The sequence below is a fragment of the Nocardioides sp. Root682 genome, from assembly GCF_001427795.1.
Classification (GTDB): Bacteria; Actinomycetota; Actinomycetes; order Propionibacteriales; family Nocardioidaceae; genus Nocardioides.
In genome coordinates this window covers 723,756-741,677 of sequence record NZ_LMHJ01000001.1, presented here as the reverse complement: position 1 = coordinate 741,677, position 17,922 = coordinate 723,756, and the positions used below count along the sequence as shown (strand labels likewise).

Sequence of the window (17,922 nt, the reverse complement as noted above, 5' to 3'; positions counted from 1 at the left end):
AGTGGCCTCTACTGCTGTGTTCAACAATCTCCGACCATGGCTGGTCGGCGGCGTCATCGCCGTCGTCGCAGTGGTCGGGCTCAAGTCCGCCTCCGGGGAGGACACCTATCGGCTCGACGTCCTCACCCCCGCCGCTGACGGCGTGGTCACCGGCACCAAGGTCCGGATCGGCGGACAGGACGTCGGCCGGGTTGCCGAGGTCACGGTCGAGGGCAATCAGGCTCGCCTGGCGCTCGACCTCGATCCCGACAGCGCCCCGCTGCACGCGGGCACGACCGTCAACGTGCGGTGGAGCTCCGTGGTCGGCCGTCGGTACGTCGACGTGCTGCCCGGTCCGCAGAGCAACCCGGCGCTGCCGGAGGGCAAGCTGCTCAAGGCCGACACCGAACGTGTCGAGCTCGACGACATCGTCAAGGCACTCGACGAGCCCACCCGCGCCAAGGTGAAGAAGCTCGTCGGCCAGCTGGACACCACGCTCAATCGCAGCGACACCGACCTCAACACCACCCTTGCTGAAGCGGGCCCGTTCGTGGAGGGTCTCGGTGAGATCCTTGAGGGCGTCGGCAAGGACGGCGATGCCATCTCGGCGCTGGTGACCAACCTGCACCAGGTCACGCAGGCGCTGTCGACGCGGGACGCCGACGTCGCCGGTACGGTGCGCGACCTGCGTGCGCTGGTCGCGGTCGCCGTACGACAGGCCGGGCAGGTGCGGACCGCGCTCGACGAGGTCCCGGCCACCCTGCGTTCGGCGGAGAAGTTCTTCGGGAAGGTGCCCGGCGCGGTCGACGAGACCGTCCCGCTGCTGGAGGACCTCCAGCCGGCCATCGCGAAGCTGCCGTCGGTGGCCAGGCGTCTGGATCCCGTGCTCCGTGACCTCCGGCCGGTGGTCGCCGAGCTGCGCCCCACCCTGAACGCGGCCGACGAGCTGCTCGAGCAGACGCCCGGGCTGTTGTCGATCGCCACGCAGACCGTCCCGGACCTGGAGACCGCGCTCACGCAGCTCCAGCCGGCGGTCAGCTTCCTGCGGCCGTACACGCCCGAGATCGTGGGCTTCCTGACGAACTGGGCGTCGCTGTTCTCGGCGAAGAACGGTGCCGGCCACTTCGGTCGCGCGCTCATCCCGGCGTCGGTCAGCTCGTTCAACAGCAACCCGGGGATCCTGCCCCCCTTCATGTTCCAGGCCAAGGAGCCCGAGCCGGGCTCGCTCATCGAGCAGCCGTGGACCGACGCGAACGGAGATGGTGTCCGATGAGTGCCCCGAACCTGTTCCGCCGCAGTGCCGTCGGTGTGACGGCCGTTGCCGTTGTCGCCGTGGGTGTCGTCCTGTCCGGCGGGGACAACGACGCCAACCAGATCACCACGACCATCGCCGACGCAGGGCAGCTGGAGAAGGGCGCCGAGGTCCGCTCTGCCGGTGTCCGCATCGGTCAGGTCTCCGACATCGTGCTGGTCGGCAACAAGGCCCGGCTCACGATCGACGTGAACGACGGCGTGCTCCCGCTCCATGATGACGCGACGTTGACCATGCGTCCGGTCAACGTGCTCGGTGAGAACTACATCGACCTCGACGCCGGTTCCGACAAGGCGGCCTTCACCGACTCCACGGTGATCCCCGAGGAGCGGACGTCGGCGGCCGTGACCTTGCAGGACGTGCTGAACACGTTCGAGGACCCGACCGCCGCAGGACTTGCCTCGCTCGTCACGACCCTTGGCGAGGGCCTCGACGACAACGGTGCCGAGCTGGCGAAGGCGTTGAAGGTGCTCGCGCCGGCCATGCAGGACACCGGCAAGGTCGGCGCCATCCTGTCCGAGCAGAACGAGGTGCTCGCCAGCCTGGTCCAGGCCACCGATCCCGTCACGGCCGCGCTGGCCGCAGACGGTGGCAAGACCCTGGACTCCCTGGTCGAGTCGACCCGCGACACGCTGTCCGCGCTCGGGAACCAGCAGGTGGCGCTCGAGGCAACCCTGCGGGAGCTGCCCGGCACCCTGCTCGCCGCCCAGCGCACGCTCGGCAGGTTCGGCGCGACAGCCCGGGCTGGAACCCCCACCCTCAAAGCCCTGCGGCCGCTGACCGGCGACCTCGAGGACGTGGTCAAGGAGCTGCGCAACTTCGCCGACTCCGCCGACCCGGCACTCGCGTCGCTCAAGCCGGTGCTCGACGAGGCCGACCGGCTGCTCGATGCGGCAGCCCCGGTGGTCGCGACGCTGCGGCAGACAGGTCCCGACCTGGCTTCGACAGCGGCCTCCCTCAAGCCGCTCAGCCGCGCACTGCTCGACGACCACCTCCAGGACGTCATGGACTTCGTCCGCAAGTGGGCGCTGAGCACCAACGGGCGCGACGGTTTGTCGCACTACTTCCGAGGTGTCGTCTACGTGACGCCCTCGACGCTCAGTCAGCTGGCGCAGTCGCTCGTCCCGGTCGGCGCGTTGCCGAAGGGCTCGGCGCCCGCTGCGAAGGGCAACAAGGCCCCGAACGTGCTGCCCGGCCTTCCGGACCTCGGCAAGACCGTTGACGGGCTGCTGGACGGCCTCGGCGGAAGCCTGCTCGGCCTGCTCGGCAAGCAGCCGCCCAAGGCCGCGGCGAGCTCGGCCACCGATCCGACCAGCGCCCTCGGCCTCACCGCCCTGCAGGAACAGAACCTGCTCGGTCAGCTCCTGGGAGGAAACAAGTGAGCAACCTTCCCGTCCGCCGCCCCGTCCACCGTGACGTCGCCCGCAAGGTCGTCGTCGGCGTGGCCATGCTCTTCGCCCTCGTCGTCGTCGGCTGGGTCGGCGGCGTCGTCCAGACCGGTGGTGCACTTCCCGGCAAGCGCTACACCGAGGTGAAGGCGCAATTCGAGAACGTCGGCATCCTCAAGACCGGCAAGGACGTCAAGCAGGACGGCCTTCGCGTCGGGACCGTCAGCAAGATCGAGTACGTCGACGGCGTGGCCGAAGTGACGCTACGGCTCGATGGAAAGGTCGAGGTCTACCAGGACGCCAGCGCCTTCGTCGGCAACACCTCCGCCCTGGGCAAGAAGTACCTCGGCTTCGACCCGGGCACGCCGGAAGCAGGGGAGCTCGGCGAGCAGGTGATCCCCCTCGAGGCCACCAGGAGCTCCACCTCCCTCGAGGACGTCCTCTCGGCACTCGACCCGAAGACCCGTGCCTCCCTGCAGCAGGCCGTGGGCGAGCTCGCCGTGGGTACGACCGGTCACAGCGAGGACCTCAACGCCGTGCTCGCTGCGTCCCCCCACCTGCTCGAGGACCTCGAGACCGTGATGGAGGCTGCGGGCAGCGACCGCACCGACATCACCGGGCTCCTGATCAGCGCCGACCGCCTGGTCAACCGGTTCAACGGCCGCACCGACGAGATCAAGGGCTTGGTCGAGAACGCGGACCGCACCGTGCAGGCGCTGGGCGTCGACGACGGCAAGCCGCTCGAGGAGACGATCGCCAGGCTCCCCGCCGCACTCACTACGGTGGAGACTGCGCTGGACGACCTCTATGCACCGCTCGGTGACGCCGAGGTCGCCTTGGAGGAGCTCGAGCCCGGTGCCCGCGCACTGGGTGCCGCCACCCCGGACCTGCGGGCCTTCCTCCGCGATTCGCCGGACACGCTCGACAAGGTCCCTGGTGTGGCCAGGGCCGCTGATCCGGCGCTGTCCTCGCTGACCGAGACCCTGAAGGACGCCCGGCCGTTGCTGGATCCCCTGAAGGCATCGGTCGACAGCCTGGAGCACCTGCTGTACCGCTTCGTGCCCTACACGAACGACGTGGCCCGGTTCTTCTCGCAGAACGACCTCCTGTCGGGGATCCTCGACGGCGACCCGAACCAGCACTACTTCGCCGCGCAGCTGACCGGCGTCGGACTGTTCAGCGTCGCCGGCATCCCGGACCCCCTCTACCGGTCCGAGTTCTACCCGTGCCCCGGCACGTCCTACGACCACGCCACGGTCACCGACTGCAGCGGAGGAGCCAACTGATGTCCAGGCGTCATCCAGCACCCGAGCTCGGAGCGGGCGCGGCTGCGAAGGCCGAGTACGCGAAGGGACGCAACTTCCGGTTGGGCGTGCAGTTCTACGTGCTCCTGGTCCTGGTCCTGGGGCTGCTCGCCGCCAAGGCCGAGATCTCGTCGTACTTCAGTGGGGGCCAGACCATCTCTGCCGAGTTCGCGGACAGCTACAAGCTGCGGGCGAACGATTCATCGGTGAAGATCGCCGGCCTCACGGTGGGCACCGTGACGGACATCGAACGGACCGACGAAGGGACCAGCATCGTGACGATGAAGGTCGAGGAGGCCGCGCTCGCGACGGTGGGCTCCAAGCCGATCGCCAGGATCGAGCCGCGCACGCTGCTCGGTGGTCGGTATGCCGTCGAGCTGAACGCCGGGGGACCCGACGGCCGTTTCGACGGCGTGATTCCGCTCGCACGCACTTCTGCTCCGGTGGAGCTGGACCGGATCGCCGAGGCATTGCCCGCCACGGCCCGGGAGGCCCTGCAGGGGTTGAGTGGTTCCGCGGCCGCGACGCTGGAGCAGAGCGACGACGAGCTCAATGCGCTGCTCAAGACGGCGCCCGGCGTCCTGGAGCCTGGCGCAGACGTGGTGAGAGCGGCCCGCGGCAGCCGCCCCGGCGCTGACCTGCCCGCCCTGGTGAAGGACCTCAACACCACGGCCGACGTGCTGACGCGCCGCGACGGACAGCTCAAGGACATCGCGCGCAACCTCAACGTGGCGAGTGGTGTCCTCGCCGAGCGGCGGGGCGAGCTCTCCGAGACGCTGGCCGACCTGCCCGCCACCATCCACCAGACCCGACTGGGCCTGACGGGCCTCAGCGACACCGTCACCGAGCTCGAGGGCACCGCGGCCGAGCTGCGGCCCTCGGCCCCCGAGATCGCGAGCCTGATCGAGGAGCTCGACCCGTTGCTGAAGGACGCGACGCCGCTGTTGGCCGACCTCAAGCCGCTGCTGCGTGACGCACGGCCTGCCGTCGAGGACCTGGTGCCCACGGCGACCCGGGCGACCGGAGTGCTGAAGAACCTGCACGGACCGGTGCTGGACCGGGTCAACGGTCCGGTGTCCGACTTCGTGCTCAGCCCGTGGAAGGGCGAGGGCAAGTACGACGGAGGCGGGGGCGGTTACCTCGCCGACCACAAGTTCTACGAGGAGCTGGCCTACATGGCGACCAACGTCGACCGTGCGTCGATGTCCCAGGACCAGCGGGGATCCACGCTTGCCTTCCAGGCTGGCGTCGGGCTCGGCTCGCTGTCCGGCCTTCCGTTCGACCTGGACAGCCTGGTCACCCTGGCGCTGGACCAGGCAGGCATCACCGGCGCGCTGCGCTCGTCGGTCTTCGAGAACCTGGGGCTCGTACCGTGATGAAGCTCGAGACCGCCATGGAGCGGATGAGGAACACGCCGGGCCTGGGCCGCGACGTCGTACTCCTGGTGTCGCTGCTGGTGGCCGGGGTCGTCGTGATGAGCTACATCTTCGGGCAGTACCAGGTCATCAAGCCCTGGGACGACAACTACAAGTTCGCTGCCGAGTTCGACGAGGCCCCAGCGATCCAGCTGGCCAGTCGCCAGGAGGTCCGGATTGCTGGCGTCACGGTCGGACGGGTCACCGACGCTGCGCCGACCGATGGTGGCAACGCCCGCCTGACGTTCACCCTGGACGAGGGGCACGAGGTCTACCAGAACGCGAAGCTGGTGCTGCGGTCCAAGACCCCGCTCAACGTGATGTACGTGATGCTCGACCCGGGCGACCCGTCGGCGGGAAAGCTGGCCGAGGGCGGTGTCATCCCGGTGTCGCAGACCCAGCGGGTGCTGCAGCCCTACGAGCTGCTCGACGAGCTCGACGACCGGGCGCGGGCCGCGCTGACCGACCTGGTCACCCAGGCCGACGTCGCCCTTGCCTCGGCGCCGACGGACCTTGCACCCGGGCTGAAGGCCACGGACAAGGCCGCCCAGAACTTCACCGGAGTCATCGAGGCCCTGCAGACGCGCCGGGCGAACCTGCGGCACCTGGTCACCTCCGTGTCCCAGATCGCCACGGCAGCGGGTGAGGACGACAAGCGGCTCGACGAGCTGGTCAACGCGCTCCAGGACACCCTGGCAGTCGTCAGCGCCCGCGACGCCGAGCTCAGCACCTCGCTGGCCCGGCTGCCCGGCGTGACCACGACGCTGCGCAACGCCATGACGGATGCGAAGAAGCTCACCGACGAGCTGAGCCCGGTGCTGCGCAAGCTGCACGACTCGGCAGAGGACCTGCCGGGCACGATCAAGGGCCTGTCGAACACGGTCAGCAACGCGCGCGACCTGGTCGCCAAGGCCGGACCTGTCGTCCGCGAGGCCCGACCGGTCGTCGCCGACCTCCGGCCGCTGACCCGCAACCTGAACTCGGCGTTGGCCGACCTCAGCCCGGTCTTCGCCAACCTGCCGCAGGCAACCGAACGCCTCGTGCCGTGGCTCGACGACCTCGGCGGCTTCGTCTACAACACGTCCTCCTCCTTCAGCCTCGGTGACGTCAACGGCGGCCTCGGCCGCGCGAACGTCGTCGTGAAGGTCACCGATCCCACCGGAGGTGGTCTGTCGTGAGTCCCAGTGCAGCAGTCAGGAACGGCGTCGGAGCGGTCGTGCACGATCCGCGCCTGCGGACCGTTGTCCTGTTCGCCCTCGCCTGTGTCCTCGGCTTCGGCTTCCTGTGGGTCAAGGCGGGTGGGCAGATCCCGATCGTCGCCGACCGCGGCGGTTACGAGATCACCTTCCAGTCACAGGACGTCAAGAACCTCAAGGAGTTCGGTGAGGTCCGCATCGCCGGCGTCCGCGTCGGACGCGTGGAGTCGACCCAGCAGGACGGCGACCACGTCAAGGTCACGATCAGCATCGAGGAACAGGCCGCGCCCCTGCACGAGGGAGCGAACGTCCGGATCGGCGTCAAGTCGCTCGTCGGCTCCTCCTTCGTCGAGGTGGTCGACGGTGAGGGCGGCGAGCTCGAGGACGAGACCGTCCTCGACCGTGCCGCGGTCACGCCGTCGGTCGACGTCGACGAGCTCCTCGACACCCTCGACGAACCCACCCGGGTGCACCTGAGCAGCGCCGTCCAGGCGCTCGACACGGCCACCCGCGGGCGCGGCGCGGACCTCGACGGACTGATGACCGGTCTCGGGCACGTCGGGACCGAGGGCAGCACCGTCCTCGACGCCCTCGCGAAGCAGAGCGACGACCTCCAGGAGCTCAGCGTCGAGGCGCGCCTCCTGCTCGATGCCCTCGACACCGGACAGGGCCAGATCGTGGGTCTGGTCAGCGACGCCCAGGAGCTCACCCAGGCGACCGCCGACAACCAGGGCAAGATCGAGGAGACGGTGCGGTTGCTGCCGTCGGTCGTCGCGAACGTCGACACCGCCGCAGGCAAGCTCAGCGAGCTGAGTGTCCCGTTGACCCCGATCGCTGCTGACCTCCGCGCCGCCTCGCCGTACCTGTCCCGGGCGCTGACCAACCTGCGCCCGGTCTCGCGCGACCTGCGCGCGCTGCTGCCCGACCTCGACGGTGTCCTCGCGTCGGCGCCGGCGACACTCACCAAGGTCAAGCCGTTCGGCACCACCGTGCAGGACCTGGTGCCCGATGCCCAGCGGACGCTGGCCGATGTCCAGCCGATGCTCAGCTACCTGGCGCCGTACGGCCTCGACCTGGGGGCCCTGTTCGCCAGCTTCGGTGGATCGTTCGACGTCCGTGCTGAGGACGGCATCATCCCGATCCGCCTGACGGCCACAGCCGAAGGACCCGGAACGGTGCGCGGCAACCCGCTGAAGGTCGTCTCGAGCGAGACCGGCGGCCTGATGTGGAACAACCCCTACCCGCTGCCCGGAAACGTCGACCAGCCCCGGCCGTTCGGCAAGGGCGACTACCCGCGGGTCGAGAAGCGCTGACCAGGCGATCAGGTGATGGGGTCGTGATGGAACGCAGTAGTGGCGCCGGTTCCCGGCAGCGTCGTCAGTGGACGGCGTTGCTGGGGGCCCTCGCCCTGGGTGCGGTGATCGTGCTCGGCCTGTTGCGGGTCGAGATCGACACGAGCACCGCTTCGTTCCTGCCCGCGGGCGATCCCGTCGAGAAGGCGCTCGCTGCCAAGGCGGACGACTTCGGGGGAGACCCCGTCATCGTCGTCCTCGAGACCAGCGAACCGCGTGCGCTGTTCAACGACCCGGAAGCGCTGGTGCGGCTGGTCGGACTCGAGGGTCAGCTGGCCAACCTGCCCGACGTCGCCGCGGTCTACGGACCCGGCACGGTGCTGAACCAGACCGCCGGTGCGGCCCAGGACATGCTCGCCCAGATCTCCGGCCGGCGCGACGGCTACCGCCAGGAAGTCATGGCCAAGGCCCGCGAGCGCGGGATTCCCGAGAACAAGGTCAAGGAGCTCGGCGAGGCCGCGCTCGCCCGCTTCGACGAGCGGTACGGCGCACTGATGGTGCAGGGCCTGCCGGCCGGGCTGCCCACGCTGAAGAACCCGCGCTTCGTGCAGACCGTCCTCTTCGAGGAGGAGAACCTCGAGGCCCGTCCGCAGTGGCGCTACCTGGTGCCCTCCCCGACCAGCGTGACCGTCCTCGTCCGTCCGCGAGCCGGGCTCGACGCCGAAGGCACCACTCGACTGGTCGACGGAGTGCGGTCGGCCGTCAAGGACGTCGACCTCGACCTCAGCCGCACCACCGTCACTGGAGCACCGGTGGTCGCGTCCGGCCTCGCCGACCGGGGCCGTGCCGAGCTCCCCGTCCTCGGGGCAGTGGCCGTCGGCGCCGTCGGCCTCATCTTCCTGACGGTGGGCTGGACCACCCGACGCCGTGCGCGCCTGCGGCCCACCGCCGCAGCCCTCGTCGGTACGGCGGCCACCCTGTCCTGCTTCGGATGGGCCGGCCAGCCACTGTCCCTCGGGGTGGTCGCCTTCCTGCCGATCCTGCTCGGCATCGGCAGCGACTTCCCGCTCTACCTCTCCCGCGGCAGGTCCGACCGGGCCGTCCTGGTGACGGCCCTGGCCGCGATGCTGGGCTTCGGATCACTGGCCCTGTCGCCGCTTCCGTTCGTCCGTGAGCTCGGCATCGCCCTGGCCGTGGGCATCCTGCTCACCGTCGCCACAGCCCTCGCGGTTCGCTGGCACTTCGGCCCCGTCCCGGACCCGGCGCCAGCGAAGCGCACGTCCGCTGACGGTCCGGCATTCGCCTGGCCTCGCAAGGGCCTGGGCCGCGGCATCGTCACGGCCGTCCTCGTCGTCACCGCGGGCCTCGGGTGGGTCGCCCTGTCCGGGCTCGCGGTCGAGGCCCAGCCCGACGAGCTCGCTGCCGGACTACCCGAGCTCGATGACGCGCAGTACGCCGAGGACCTGCTCGGATCCGCAGGCGAGGTGAGCCTGGTGATCAAGGCCGATGACGTCACGTCTCCGGAGGTCCTGGCCTGGAGCCAGCAGGCCCAGACCCGGATCGTGACCGAGCTCGGCGACCGCGTGCACCCGGTCCTCAGCGTCGCTGACCTGCTTCGCTTCCTCGGCACCGAGCCGACCGCAGACCAGATCAAGGCCGCCGTCGCCGTCATGCCGCGCTACCTCTCCTCGGCAGTGCTCCGGTCCGACCGCGCTGAAGGAGTCGTGGTCCTCGCCGTCGAGTTCGACGACGTCGCCGGACTCAGCGACCTGCTCGACGACCTCGACGAGGCGGTCGGCACCCCGCCCGACGGGGTCGAGGTCGACACCGTCGGCCTCCCCGTCTCCGCGGCCCGTGGCCTGGAGCTCGTCGGTGACGGACGGCTGTGGATCAACCTCGCCGGCATCGGGCTGGCCGGCGCCGCGATCTGGATCGGACTCCGCTCCCGCGATGACGCGATGCGGGCCGTGCTGACCGTGGTCGTGTCGACCGGCTGGGTCGCACTCCTCGCCGTCGCGACCACCGGCTCCCTGAACCCGCTCACCATCGCGCTCGGATCCCTCGTGACCGCGACCGGTTGCGAGTTCTCCGTGATGTTGCGACGGGGGGCCGATCTCCGCGCCGTCGGAACGGCCGCTCTCGCCGGCACCACCGGCTACCTGGTGCTCGCGCTGTCGGAGCTGGCGGTGCTCCGCGACTTCGGGCTGCTGCTCGCCGGTGGCGTGGTGTGCTCCTTCGTGGCCGCGTTGCTGGTCGACCGGGTGGTCCTGCGCGAGAACCGCGAGGATGCGGAACAGGTCGACGTACCCGAAATGGAATTGGTGGAGGTGTCGTCGTGATCGACAGGCTCAAGCAGGTGCTCGGCACGACTCGTGGCCGACTGGTCACGGCTGTCCTGGCGATTGCCCTGGCTGGGGGCGGGATCGCCTTCGGAGTGGCGCAGGCCGATGACCTGCCCGAGGGCGCCGCGTTCCGGTACGGCGACCGCGTGGTCACCACGACGCAGCTCGATGACCGGCTCGAGGTCCTCGAGGCGTTGTACGGCGTGAAGCGTCCCGACGACGCCTCGAAGGAGGGCGACTTCAACCGCGACTCCGCGAAGTCGATGGTCGTGAGCCTGGTGCTCGCGGACGCCGCTGCGAAGCGGGACATCGTGATCTCCGACAAGGAAGCGCAGACCGAGCTCGACAAGCTCATCGACCAGCAGCTCACGGGCGGTCGCGACGCATTCGTCGAGTTCCTCTCGACCAGCGGGATCTCCGAACGCGACGTGCTCGACGAGATCCGGGCGCAGCTCGCCACGTCCCGCCTCGTCGACGAGGTCACAGCTGACGTCCCCAACGCGACCGAGGCCCAGGCGCAGAAGAAGTACGACGACAACGAGGGCGACATGGTCACCCCCGAAGGTCGCCAGCTCGTCAACGTCGTCGTCGAGACCCGCGCCGACGCGGACCGCGTCGCCCGCCTGGCCCGCAAGAGCGGCAAGCTCAGCCCGCTCGCGGCGACCTGGTCGCTGGACGGCAGCACCAAGGACGACGGTGGCCGACTTGGCCTCGTCACCGCCGACCAGCTGGAAGAGGGCTACGGCAAGTTGGCCTTCTCAGCGGCCAGGGGCGAGATCTTCGGCCCCGTGAAGACCAGCTATGGCTGGAACGTCGGCCAGGTCACCGAGGTGGTCAAGGCCCGGCCGGTCAGCTTCAAGGACGTGAAGGACGAGATCGTCCAGCGCCTCTCGGCCGAGGCCAGCCTGAAGGTGTGGCGCGACTTCCTCGCCGAGGAGCTGGAGGGCGCCGACGTCGAGTACGACGACGCGTACCTGCCCGACGACCCGACCGCGCCGCCGGCGAGCTCCACCCCGTCACCCGCGAACGAGACGCCCGCAGCACCGGAGACCCCCGCAGCGACGGAGTGATCAGCCGCCGAGGCCCTGGCGGAGCAGGAACCGGGTCTGGGCGATGACCTTCGTGATGGAGGAGCGCCCCGGGGTCCACCAGTCCATCGTGCTGTTCAACGCACCGATCGTCAGGTGTCGCGCGATGGTCAGGTCGACGCTGGTGTCCAGCAGGCCGGCCTTCTGGGCCTCGCGCAGCTGGGTGGTCCACACCTTGTGATAGCGCTGCATGACCGCAACGTGGCGCAGCGGGATGTCGTCGGGGAACTGGTCTCCGTTGCGGAGCACGGCGCGGGCGTAGTCGGGCGCCGTCATCGTGAACCGGAGATGGGCCTCGGTGATGGCGTCGATGCGGTCCAGCGGACCGGCGTCGGCCGGGAGCTCAGCTATCGCCGCGTTCACCCGGTCCAGCAACGTGGTGGCCCCGGTTGCGGCGACCTCCTCGATGAGGTCCTCGCGGCTGGCGAAGTAGTAGTAGATGGCCGGGGCCTGGACGTCGGCCTCGCGTGCGACGTCGGTCAGCTTGGTGCCGGAGTAGCCCTCGCGGGCGAGGACCCGTGCCGCGGCGTCGAGCACGCGGGCGCGGGTGGCCTCGGACTTCGCCGTCGTCGTCCGATCTGCGCGTCCGCCGCCCTTGCCTGCCATGCCCGAAGTCTAGGGACGACGGACGGGCGCCTACGGGAGGGTCAGCCCAGCGGGTGCGAGATAGCTGGGCAGGTCGGCGAACGAGTCGCCCGTCAGGCTGATCCAGTTGAACGGCAGGTGGTAGCACATCATCAGGACCACGGCGCAGAACCCGATCGCGGCGAGCATGCGCACCATCAGACGGTACGGCGCCGGCACGGACAGCACGCCGCGCTCGATGACCGACAGCCCGTCAGCGTCCCAGTCCGCCGACCAGCGCGCGTAGGTGAAACACATCGCCACACAGGCGACGAGGAAGGTCTCGTAGAGCGGGAACTGGTGCTGCTCACCGTCCCAGATCGTCAGCGGACCGCTGGTCTGGACGAAGGAATAGGCCTCGGTGGTGCGGATGATGACGTTCTCGACCACGAAGTCGAAGGCCAGGTCGCCGACGAACAGGATCGCCAGGATGCCCTGGGTCGACAGTCCGGGCCACCGGGCCCGGAGCCGGCGAGCAGCCAACGTGTTCACGAAGCCGAGGGCTGCGCAGAAGTAGATGTACATCGGCAGGCCCCACAGCAGCGCCTCCGCATAGTGGCTGGGCACGGAGTCGTCGTGGAAGGGCAGCGAGGAAGACCAGGCGCCGAGGTTCACCGAGTGGGAGTTGAAGGCGAACAGGAAGGACTGTGTGTTCAGCCAGCAGTCCATCACGAACGCGCTGACGCCACCGAGCAGGAGCAGGGCGTCGAAGGTGATCTGCCTGCTGCGCCGCCACGGCTTCCACGCCAGGAAGTAGACCGCGATCGCCAGCACCCCGGTGCTGATCGCCTCGACGATCCTCAGCCCGATGAGCTTGCCGGCCTCCATCTGGTCTGGGCCGCGGACCTCGGGAGGTCCGAAGTCGTCGCCCGTGACCCAGCCGTAGAGGGTCACGACGGCGACGATCGCCCAGACGACGCCGATGCCCGCCCAGACGAGCACGGGCTTGCTCGCTGGTCGCGTGGCAGGGGCGGTCTGCTCGATGTCGAGCCGGGCCAGCTGGGCCATGTCAGTCTCCTTGGGGTGGTGCGGTGGTCAGGGGTGACGGGAACAGCCCGTTTCCGAGCAGGCGGTGGGCTGCCTTGACGAGCCGGTCGACGGGAACGCCCGGGTGCCACCACTCCGGGACCCAGTTGAGTGCGCCCAGGACGAGCATCCGGGTGATGGCCGGATCGAGGCCCGGGCGGAGGAGTCCCAGGGCGGCGGCGTCCTCGAGAGGCGCGTGCCACAGGGCGTGCAAGCGGTCGCCCTCGGCCAGGAGGGCCGCGCGGACGGGGGCCGGCACCTGGCCGACGTTGCGGGTGACGGCGGTGGCGAAGTCGCTGAGCTCGAGCTCCACCCGGAGGTAGGCCTCGGTGAGGGCGGCGACGTGGTGCCGGGGATCCGCGTCAGCTGGGAGCGCCTCGACCGCGGCGCGCATGTGGTTGCCGACCGCGCGCTGGCCGAGCGAGAGCACCTCGGTGATCAAGGAGTCGCGTGACGTGAAGTAGTGGTAGATCGCCGGCGCCTGCACGGAGGCGCGTTCGGCGACCTCCGACAGGTGGCACTTCGAGTAGCCCCGGGCGCGCAGGGTGGCGGCTGTCGCCGCCAGGATCCGGTCACGGGTCTCGGAGGAGATCGGGGGAGCCGGGCGAGTTGGGGGAGCCGGGGGACTCGCGGGTACGGCGTGCGCAGCGGGAGCCGGTGTGGTGTCGGCTGCAGCGAACAGGCCGTGCCGCACCAGCAGGCAGGCGTGGTCGATGACCGTCTGGAGGTCGCCGCGGTGCGGTCGCCACCACTCCACCGTCCCGTTGAGGGCCCCGATCGTCAGCATCACGCCGAGCCGGCGGTCGGCGTCGGGAGCCAGGCCACCCTCGTCGGCCGCGGCGTCGACGAGGTCCAGCCACAATTGGCGGTAGGCGCGGAACTCCTGGCGCTGCCGCTCGCGGATCTCGGGTGTCACCTGGCCGGCGTTGCGGATCGAGGCCTGCGTGTAGTCGGAGATCTCCAGTTCGTAGCGCAGGTGCATCTCCACGGCCAGCAGGAGGCGGTCGATCGCGGTGACCTCGTCACCGGCGGCGAGCAGGGTCTCCTCGACGTGGCGTCGCAGCCGGGCCATGCCGAACCAGAGCACCTCCTCGACCAGGACCTCGCGGGAGGCGAAGTAGTAGTAGATGGCAGCGGGGCGGACGTCCGCGGCCTTCGCGACGTCGGAGATCCGCAGGCCGCCGTACCCCTTCTCGGCGAGAAGCCTGGCCGCTGCGTCGAGGATCCGGGTGGCCGTGCCGCCGGGACGCTGCGTGGTGGAGGCTGCGGGCGCGGTCCCGACGCGCTCGTGCACCGTGGTCACCACGATGCACCTGCCCGCACGTCGTACACGGTGTTCGATTCGCGGCCGCGGGTCGGTAGGGTTCCGGCATGGCGCGCGCGACGGAGAAGATGAACCCGCTGCAGCCGTCCCGGGAGAAGCGGCGGCTGGTCCTGGCTCGTCACTTCATCGGCGTGGTCGCACCGCTGCTCGAGGCGGGGGAGCTGTACTCCGACCTCAGCGTCGAGCGCCTGATCACGACAGTCGGTGTGTCGCGCTCGACCTTCTACTCGTACTTCTCCGACAAGGCAGCGCTGCTGGCGGCGATGGCCGAGGACGTCACGATCGACCTGACCGAGGCCGGGACGCCGTGGTTCGAGCTGGGGGTTCCCGACAGCCCGGACGCCGTCCGTGACGCGCTGCGGCCGTTGTTCGCGACCTATCGCGAGCACCGCCAGATCCTCCGTTCGATCACCGACGCGGCGTCGTACGACCCCGGTATCCGTGAGCTGCACTCGGCGCTCGTGGCGCGAGCGACGGCCGGACTGACCGAGCACCTGCAGGCGCTCGGCCGAGGGGACTTCGACGTGGAGCGCACGGGGCAGTGGCTGGTGTGGATGCTCGAGCGCGGGCTGTACCACCTGGTTGCCGACGCGAGTCCCGAGGAGAGCGAGCGACAGCTCGACGCCGTCGCGAACCTCATGTGGAGTGCCCTCTACGCCGAATGACGAACGGCCCCCGGCCCGCCGCTGGTGCGACGGGCCGAGGGACGGGGCGTGCTGGTCAGACACTGACCTTCTCGGGCGGTGTGCTGTCCGGCGCCGCCGTGGCGGCGCGTTCGACCCACCGGACCGGCGGCCACTCCGAGGAGGGCGGCTCGACGTCGGAGTTCCAGCCGATGCTCTCGATGTAGCGGTGCCGTGCGGCCGGCGTCATGAACCGCGACCTGAACAGGCCCCAGAAGGTCCAGTTCAGGCTCGACTCGGTGCAGACCAGGTCGCCCAGCTTGCTGATCCAGAACACAGCGAGGAAGAGCGAGCCGGACCCGATGACCCACTGCAGCCAGACCGGGATGTCGGCGTTGATGGCGAGGAACACCGGGAACCCCGTGCCGAATTCGGCGGCCGTGGTGGCGATGATGCCGATCGGGACGACCCAGAACATCTTGAGTCCCTTGCCCTGGACCCGCGGCCACACGTAGTGCAGCACGACGGCGATCGAGCAGATGGCGGCGCCGTTGATGAAGGACCAGTAGAACGGGAACTTGTAGAACTCGAACGGCTGCTGCCCGTAGTACTCGTAGACACCCATGATCACGCCCGGGTGCTCCATGATCGCGTCACTGATGCCGACGGCCGCGAACATGAGGAAGAAGGCACGCTTGTTGATGCCCTTCTGGATGACCGACCAGATCCAGTAGGACTCCAGGCCCATGAACAGCGCGTAGCAGGGTGGGATCAGCAGCGGCACCGGGATGCCGAAGTTGATGAAGGCCGGCCCGTGGATGTTCTCCGACCAGCGCAGGTGGCCGACCAGGTCCAGCATCGGCTCGCCGAGCGAGGTGCCGAAGCCGGCCAGCAGCATCAGCCAGGGGAGCGGGTCCTTGTGCTTGAACAGCCGGACCGTGGCCCACGGGACGGCCAGGCCGACGACCAGCAGGCCCGCCCAGAACAGGAAGAACCAGGCGTCGAAGTCGCTGGCGATGATCGGAGACGGGTGGGGGAGCAGGTTCCCGTAGCCGTCGATGGGGGAGTACCCGGGCTCGAAGCCCGGCGGTACGGGGACCGGATCGGTGATGTTGTCGGTGCCGAAGAGCATCGTGTGCGTCCTTCAAGATCGTGGCCGACGAAGGCAGAATCGAACAGTGTGTTCTCTGATCGTACACACTGTTCGATTCTAAGGCCAGATAAATTTCTGCCGAGTTTGGCGTCCTCAGCGGCCCGGGAAGGGATCGTTCTGGCCGGACGTGTAGTCGTCGCCCTTGCTGGTACGACGGTCCTGGGTGAGCTTGGCCTTGAGCTGGCCGATCCGGCCGCCCTTGTCCTCCATGCCGAACTGCTTGAGCATGGTGCGCGCGGCGTTCTGGCCGGGCATGCCGCTGATGCCGGCGACGGGGTGGGTGCCGGAGCCGGTGAGGAAGAGGCCCTCGACGGGGGTCTTGTAGCCGGCGAGGCCGGCGACCGGCTTGTTCGGGCCGAACCGGCTCAGGGTGGGGTCGACGTGGTAGACCGAGCCGTCGATGGCCCAGAACCGCTCCTCGATGTCGGGCATGACGAGGGGGCGTACGGCGACCTGCATCTCGTCGACGCCCTTGTAGTACTCGTCGGCGTCCTTGATGACCGAGTCGGTGATCTGCTTGCGGGCGACGTCCCACCCGTCCTCGGGTATCGACGGTGCCAGGCCGGACCAGAACCAGAACAGGTCCTTGCCCTCGGGTGACATGGAGGGATCGAAGGCGTTGGTGACCTGGGCCAGGCCGGGGATCGCGTCGGGGACCTGGCCCCGGACGCACGAGCGCGCAGCCGCGAGCGCCTGCTCGTAGGTGTGGTAGCAGTTGCAGGCGATGCGCAGGTCGATGCCGTCGCCACGCCACTTCTCGTGCTTGCTCATGTCGATCCGGCCCGAGAGGGCGACGTTGACCTTCAGGTCGGAGATGCCGCGCTTCTTGGTGGGGATGTGGTCCGCGGCGTTCTGGACCTTCGGGGCGAGGACGCCACGGGGCAGCAGCCTGGTGAGCGTCGTCTTGGGGCTGCATGCGGTCAGGACGGCGCGCTTGGCCTTGATCTCGACGCCGCCGGCGATGCGGACCCCGACGGCACGGTTGTTGGTCACCAGGATCTCCTCGACGGGCGAGGACGTGATCACGTCGCCACCGTTGTCGCGGATCACCTTGATCAGGGCCTTGGGCAGCGAGCCGGTGCCGCCGTGGAACATCGCGACGCCGTACTTGCTCAGCACGCCGAGGTAGATCAACGACCAGCCGGACAGGTCCGCGTCGAAGGGCATGAACGGCAGCGAGGTGAGCAGGGGAGCACGGATCATGTCGTGCTCGAAGGACTCCTCGATGGCCTCGGCCTGTGAGGAGGTCATCCAGCGACCCAGGGCCGCCATCTGCTTGCGGTTCTTCACCAGTCCCTTGGCGGACTTGAGGACCTTGGTGATCTCGGGCTTGGTGGGGCTGGTCTGCATCATCGGCAGGCCCAGCTCGACGGCCGCGTCGATGACTTCGTAGAGCTCGAGGAGCGCCCGGGCATCCTTCCTGGAGAAGTACTCGAGCTCGGCCGCGGTCCTGCGCGGGTCGCGCCACAGGCCCAGGGAGGAGCCGTCAGCAGCGAGCTGGAAGTGGGCCGGGTCGATGACCGTCTGACGCAGGCCGTAGCGCGAGGACAGCTCGAGGTCGCGGTCGATCGTGGTCGTGCGGAACAGCGAGGCCTGGATCGACGCCTCGTTCATCATGTACTCCGGTGCCTCCGGGAAGGGGTTCGTCGACGTCATGCCGCCGGCGGTGGGTGAGGCTTCGACGACGAGTACGTCGAGGCCGGCCTTGGCGAGGTAGGCGGCGGCGACGAGGCCGTTGTGGCCGGAGCCAACCACGACCACGTCAGCGCTGCGAGGGATCTGGGTTTCGGTCATCTGGTTCTGTTCCTCACAAATTCGTACAGAGTGTACGAGGACCGTACGGGCCGTTCGGAAAA

At 69.3% G+C, this 17,922-nt stretch carries 14 protein-coding genes; 9 read left to right on the top strand and 5 right to left on the bottom strand.

The window, feature by feature from the left end:
* Position 1 precedes the first annotated feature (1 nt).
* Genes ASD84_RS03565 through ASD84_RS03530 form a run of 8 tightly spaced genes read left to right on the top strand, consistent with a single transcriptional unit; the run spans position 2 to position 11,298 of the window.
* Positions 2–1,252, top strand: a complete 1,251-nt coding sequence (locus ASD84_RS03565) for an MlaD family protein (RefSeq protein WP_082573129.1) — start codon at positions 2–4, stop codon at positions 1,250–1,252.
* Positions 1,249–2,673: an MlaD family protein gene (locus tag ASD84_RS03560; RefSeq protein WP_056706717.1), complete on the top strand. Its 1,425-nt coding sequence runs from the start codon at positions 1,249–1,251 to the stop codon at positions 2,671–2,673. Before ASD84_RS03565 ends, ASD84_RS03560 begins: the two co-directional genes overlap by 4 nt.
* Positions 2,670–3,965, top strand: a complete 1,296-nt coding sequence (locus ASD84_RS03555) for an MlaD family protein (RefSeq protein ID WP_056706715.1) — start codon at positions 2,670–2,672, stop codon at positions 3,963–3,965. Before ASD84_RS03560 ends, ASD84_RS03555 begins: the two co-directional genes overlap by 4 nt.
* A complete protein-coding gene (locus ASD84_RS03550) occupies positions 3,965–5,359 on the top strand; it encodes an MlaD family protein (protein ID WP_056706713.1) in 1,395 nt (464 codons plus the stop codon). The genes ASD84_RS03555 and ASD84_RS03550 overlap by 1 nt, the downstream gene beginning before the upstream one ends.
* Positions 5,359–6,576, top strand: a complete 1,218-nt coding sequence (locus ASD84_RS03545) for an MlaD family protein (protein ID WP_056706710.1) — start codon at positions 5,359–5,361, stop codon at positions 6,574–6,576. Before ASD84_RS03550 ends, ASD84_RS03545 begins: the two co-directional genes overlap by 1 nt.
* Positions 6,573–7,907 carry an MlaD family protein gene (locus tag ASD84_RS03540; RefSeq protein WP_156391555.1) on the top strand — a complete coding sequence of 445 codons (1,335 nt, stop codon included), beginning with the start codon at positions 6,573–6,575 and terminating at the stop codon, positions 7,905–7,907. Before ASD84_RS03545 ends, ASD84_RS03540 begins: the two co-directional genes overlap by 4 nt.
* Before the next feature lie 26 nt (positions 7,908–7,933).
* Positions 7,934–10,225, top strand: a complete 2,292-nt coding sequence (locus tag ASD84_RS24970; RefSeq protein WP_156391554.1) for an RND transporter — start codon at positions 7,934–7,936, stop codon at positions 10,223–10,225.
* On the top strand, positions 10,222–11,298 hold the full coding sequence (locus tag ASD84_RS03530) for a peptidyl-prolyl cis-trans isomerase (protein ID WP_056706703.1): 1,077 nt from the start codon (positions 10,222–10,224) through the stop codon (positions 11,296–11,298). The genes ASD84_RS24970 and ASD84_RS03530 overlap by 4 nt, the downstream gene beginning before the upstream one ends.
* Here ASD84_RS03530 and ASD84_RS03525 read toward each other — a convergent pair whose 3' ends face one another.
* Genes ASD84_RS03525 through ASD84_RS25270 form a run of 3 tightly spaced genes read right to left on the bottom strand, consistent with a single transcriptional unit; the run spans position 11,299 to position 14,269 of the window.
* Positions 11,299–11,922 carry a TetR/AcrR family transcriptional regulator gene (locus ASD84_RS03525; RefSeq protein ID WP_056706701.1) on the bottom strand — a complete coding sequence of 208 codons (624 nt, stop codon included), beginning with the start codon at positions 11,920–11,922 and terminating at the stop codon, positions 11,299–11,301.
* Positions 11,923–11,952: 30 nt separating this feature from the next.
* The gene (locus ASD84_RS03520) at positions 11,953–12,948 is read right to left on the bottom strand and encodes a spirocyclase AveC family protein (protein WP_056706699.1); all 996 of its coding nucleotides are present in this window, start codon (positions 12,946–12,948) and stop codon (positions 11,953–11,955) included.
* Position 12,949: 1 nt separating this feature from the next.
* Positions 12,950–14,269 carry a TetR family transcriptional regulator gene (locus ASD84_RS25270; protein WP_162251484.1) on the bottom strand — a complete coding sequence of 440 codons (1,320 nt, stop codon included), beginning with the start codon at positions 14,267–14,269 and terminating at the stop codon, positions 12,950–12,952.
* A 68-nt stretch (positions 14,270–14,337) separates the two neighbouring features.
* Between ASD84_RS25270 and ASD84_RS03510 the strand changes: the two genes are divergently transcribed.
* Complete coding sequence (locus ASD84_RS03510; protein ID WP_056706696.1) at positions 14,338–14,955, top strand: TetR/AcrR family transcriptional regulator; 618 nt, start codon at positions 14,338–14,340, stop codon at positions 14,953–14,955.
* A 55-nt stretch (positions 14,956–15,010) separates the two neighbouring features.
* On the opposite strand, the gene ASD84_RS03505 is transcribed toward ASD84_RS03510, so the two are convergent.
* Together ASD84_RS03505 and ASD84_RS03500 are read right to left on the bottom strand one after the other, a co-directional pair.
* Positions 15,011–16,045, bottom strand: coding sequence for a hypothetical protein (locus ASD84_RS03505; protein ID WP_056706695.1), 1,035 nt, complete (start codon positions 16,043–16,045; stop codon positions 15,011–15,013).
* Between the two features lie 114 nt (positions 16,046–16,159).
* Positions 16,160–17,881 (bottom strand): NAD(P)/FAD-dependent oxidoreductase, encoded by a 1,722-nt coding sequence (locus tag ASD84_RS03500; RefSeq protein WP_327152792.1) that lies wholly within the window; start codon positions 17,879–17,881, stop codon positions 16,160–16,162.
* Positions 17,882–17,922: the final 41 nt, after the last annotated feature.

Excerpts from the sequence above, each read along its gene's own strand:
- ASD84_RS03545 (WP_056706710.1), top strand. The coding sequence starts at position 5,359 with ATGAAGCTCGAGACCGCCATGGAGCGGATGAGGAACACGCCGGGCCTG.
- ASD84_RS03505 (WP_056706695.1), bottom strand. The coding sequence starts at position 16,045 with ATGCTCTTCGGCACCGACAACATCACCGATCCGGTCCCCGTACCGCCG.
- ASD84_RS03560 (WP_056706717.1), top strand. The coding sequence starts at position 1,249 with ATGAGTGCCCCGAACCTGTTCCGCCGCAGTGCCGTCGGTGTGACGGCC.
- ASD84_RS24970 (WP_156391554.1), top strand. The coding sequence starts at position 7,934 with ATGGAACGCAGTAGTGGCGCCGGTTCCCGGCAGCGTCGTCAGTGGACG.
- ASD84_RS03550 (WP_056706713.1), top strand. The coding sequence starts at position 3,965 with ATGTCCAGGCGTCATCCAGCACCCGAGCTCGGAGCGGGCGCGGCTGCG.
- ASD84_RS03510 (WP_056706696.1), top strand. The coding sequence starts at position 14,338 with ATGGCGCGCGCGACGGAGAAGATGAACCCGCTGCAGCCGTCCCGGGAG.
- ASD84_RS03525 (WP_056706701.1), bottom strand. The coding sequence starts at position 11,922 with ATGGCAGGCAAGGGCGGCGGACGCGCAGATCGGACGACGACGGCGAAG.
- ASD84_RS03520 (WP_056706699.1), bottom strand. The coding sequence starts at position 12,948 with ATGGCCCAGCTGGCCCGGCTCGACATCGAGCAGACCGCCCCTGCCACG.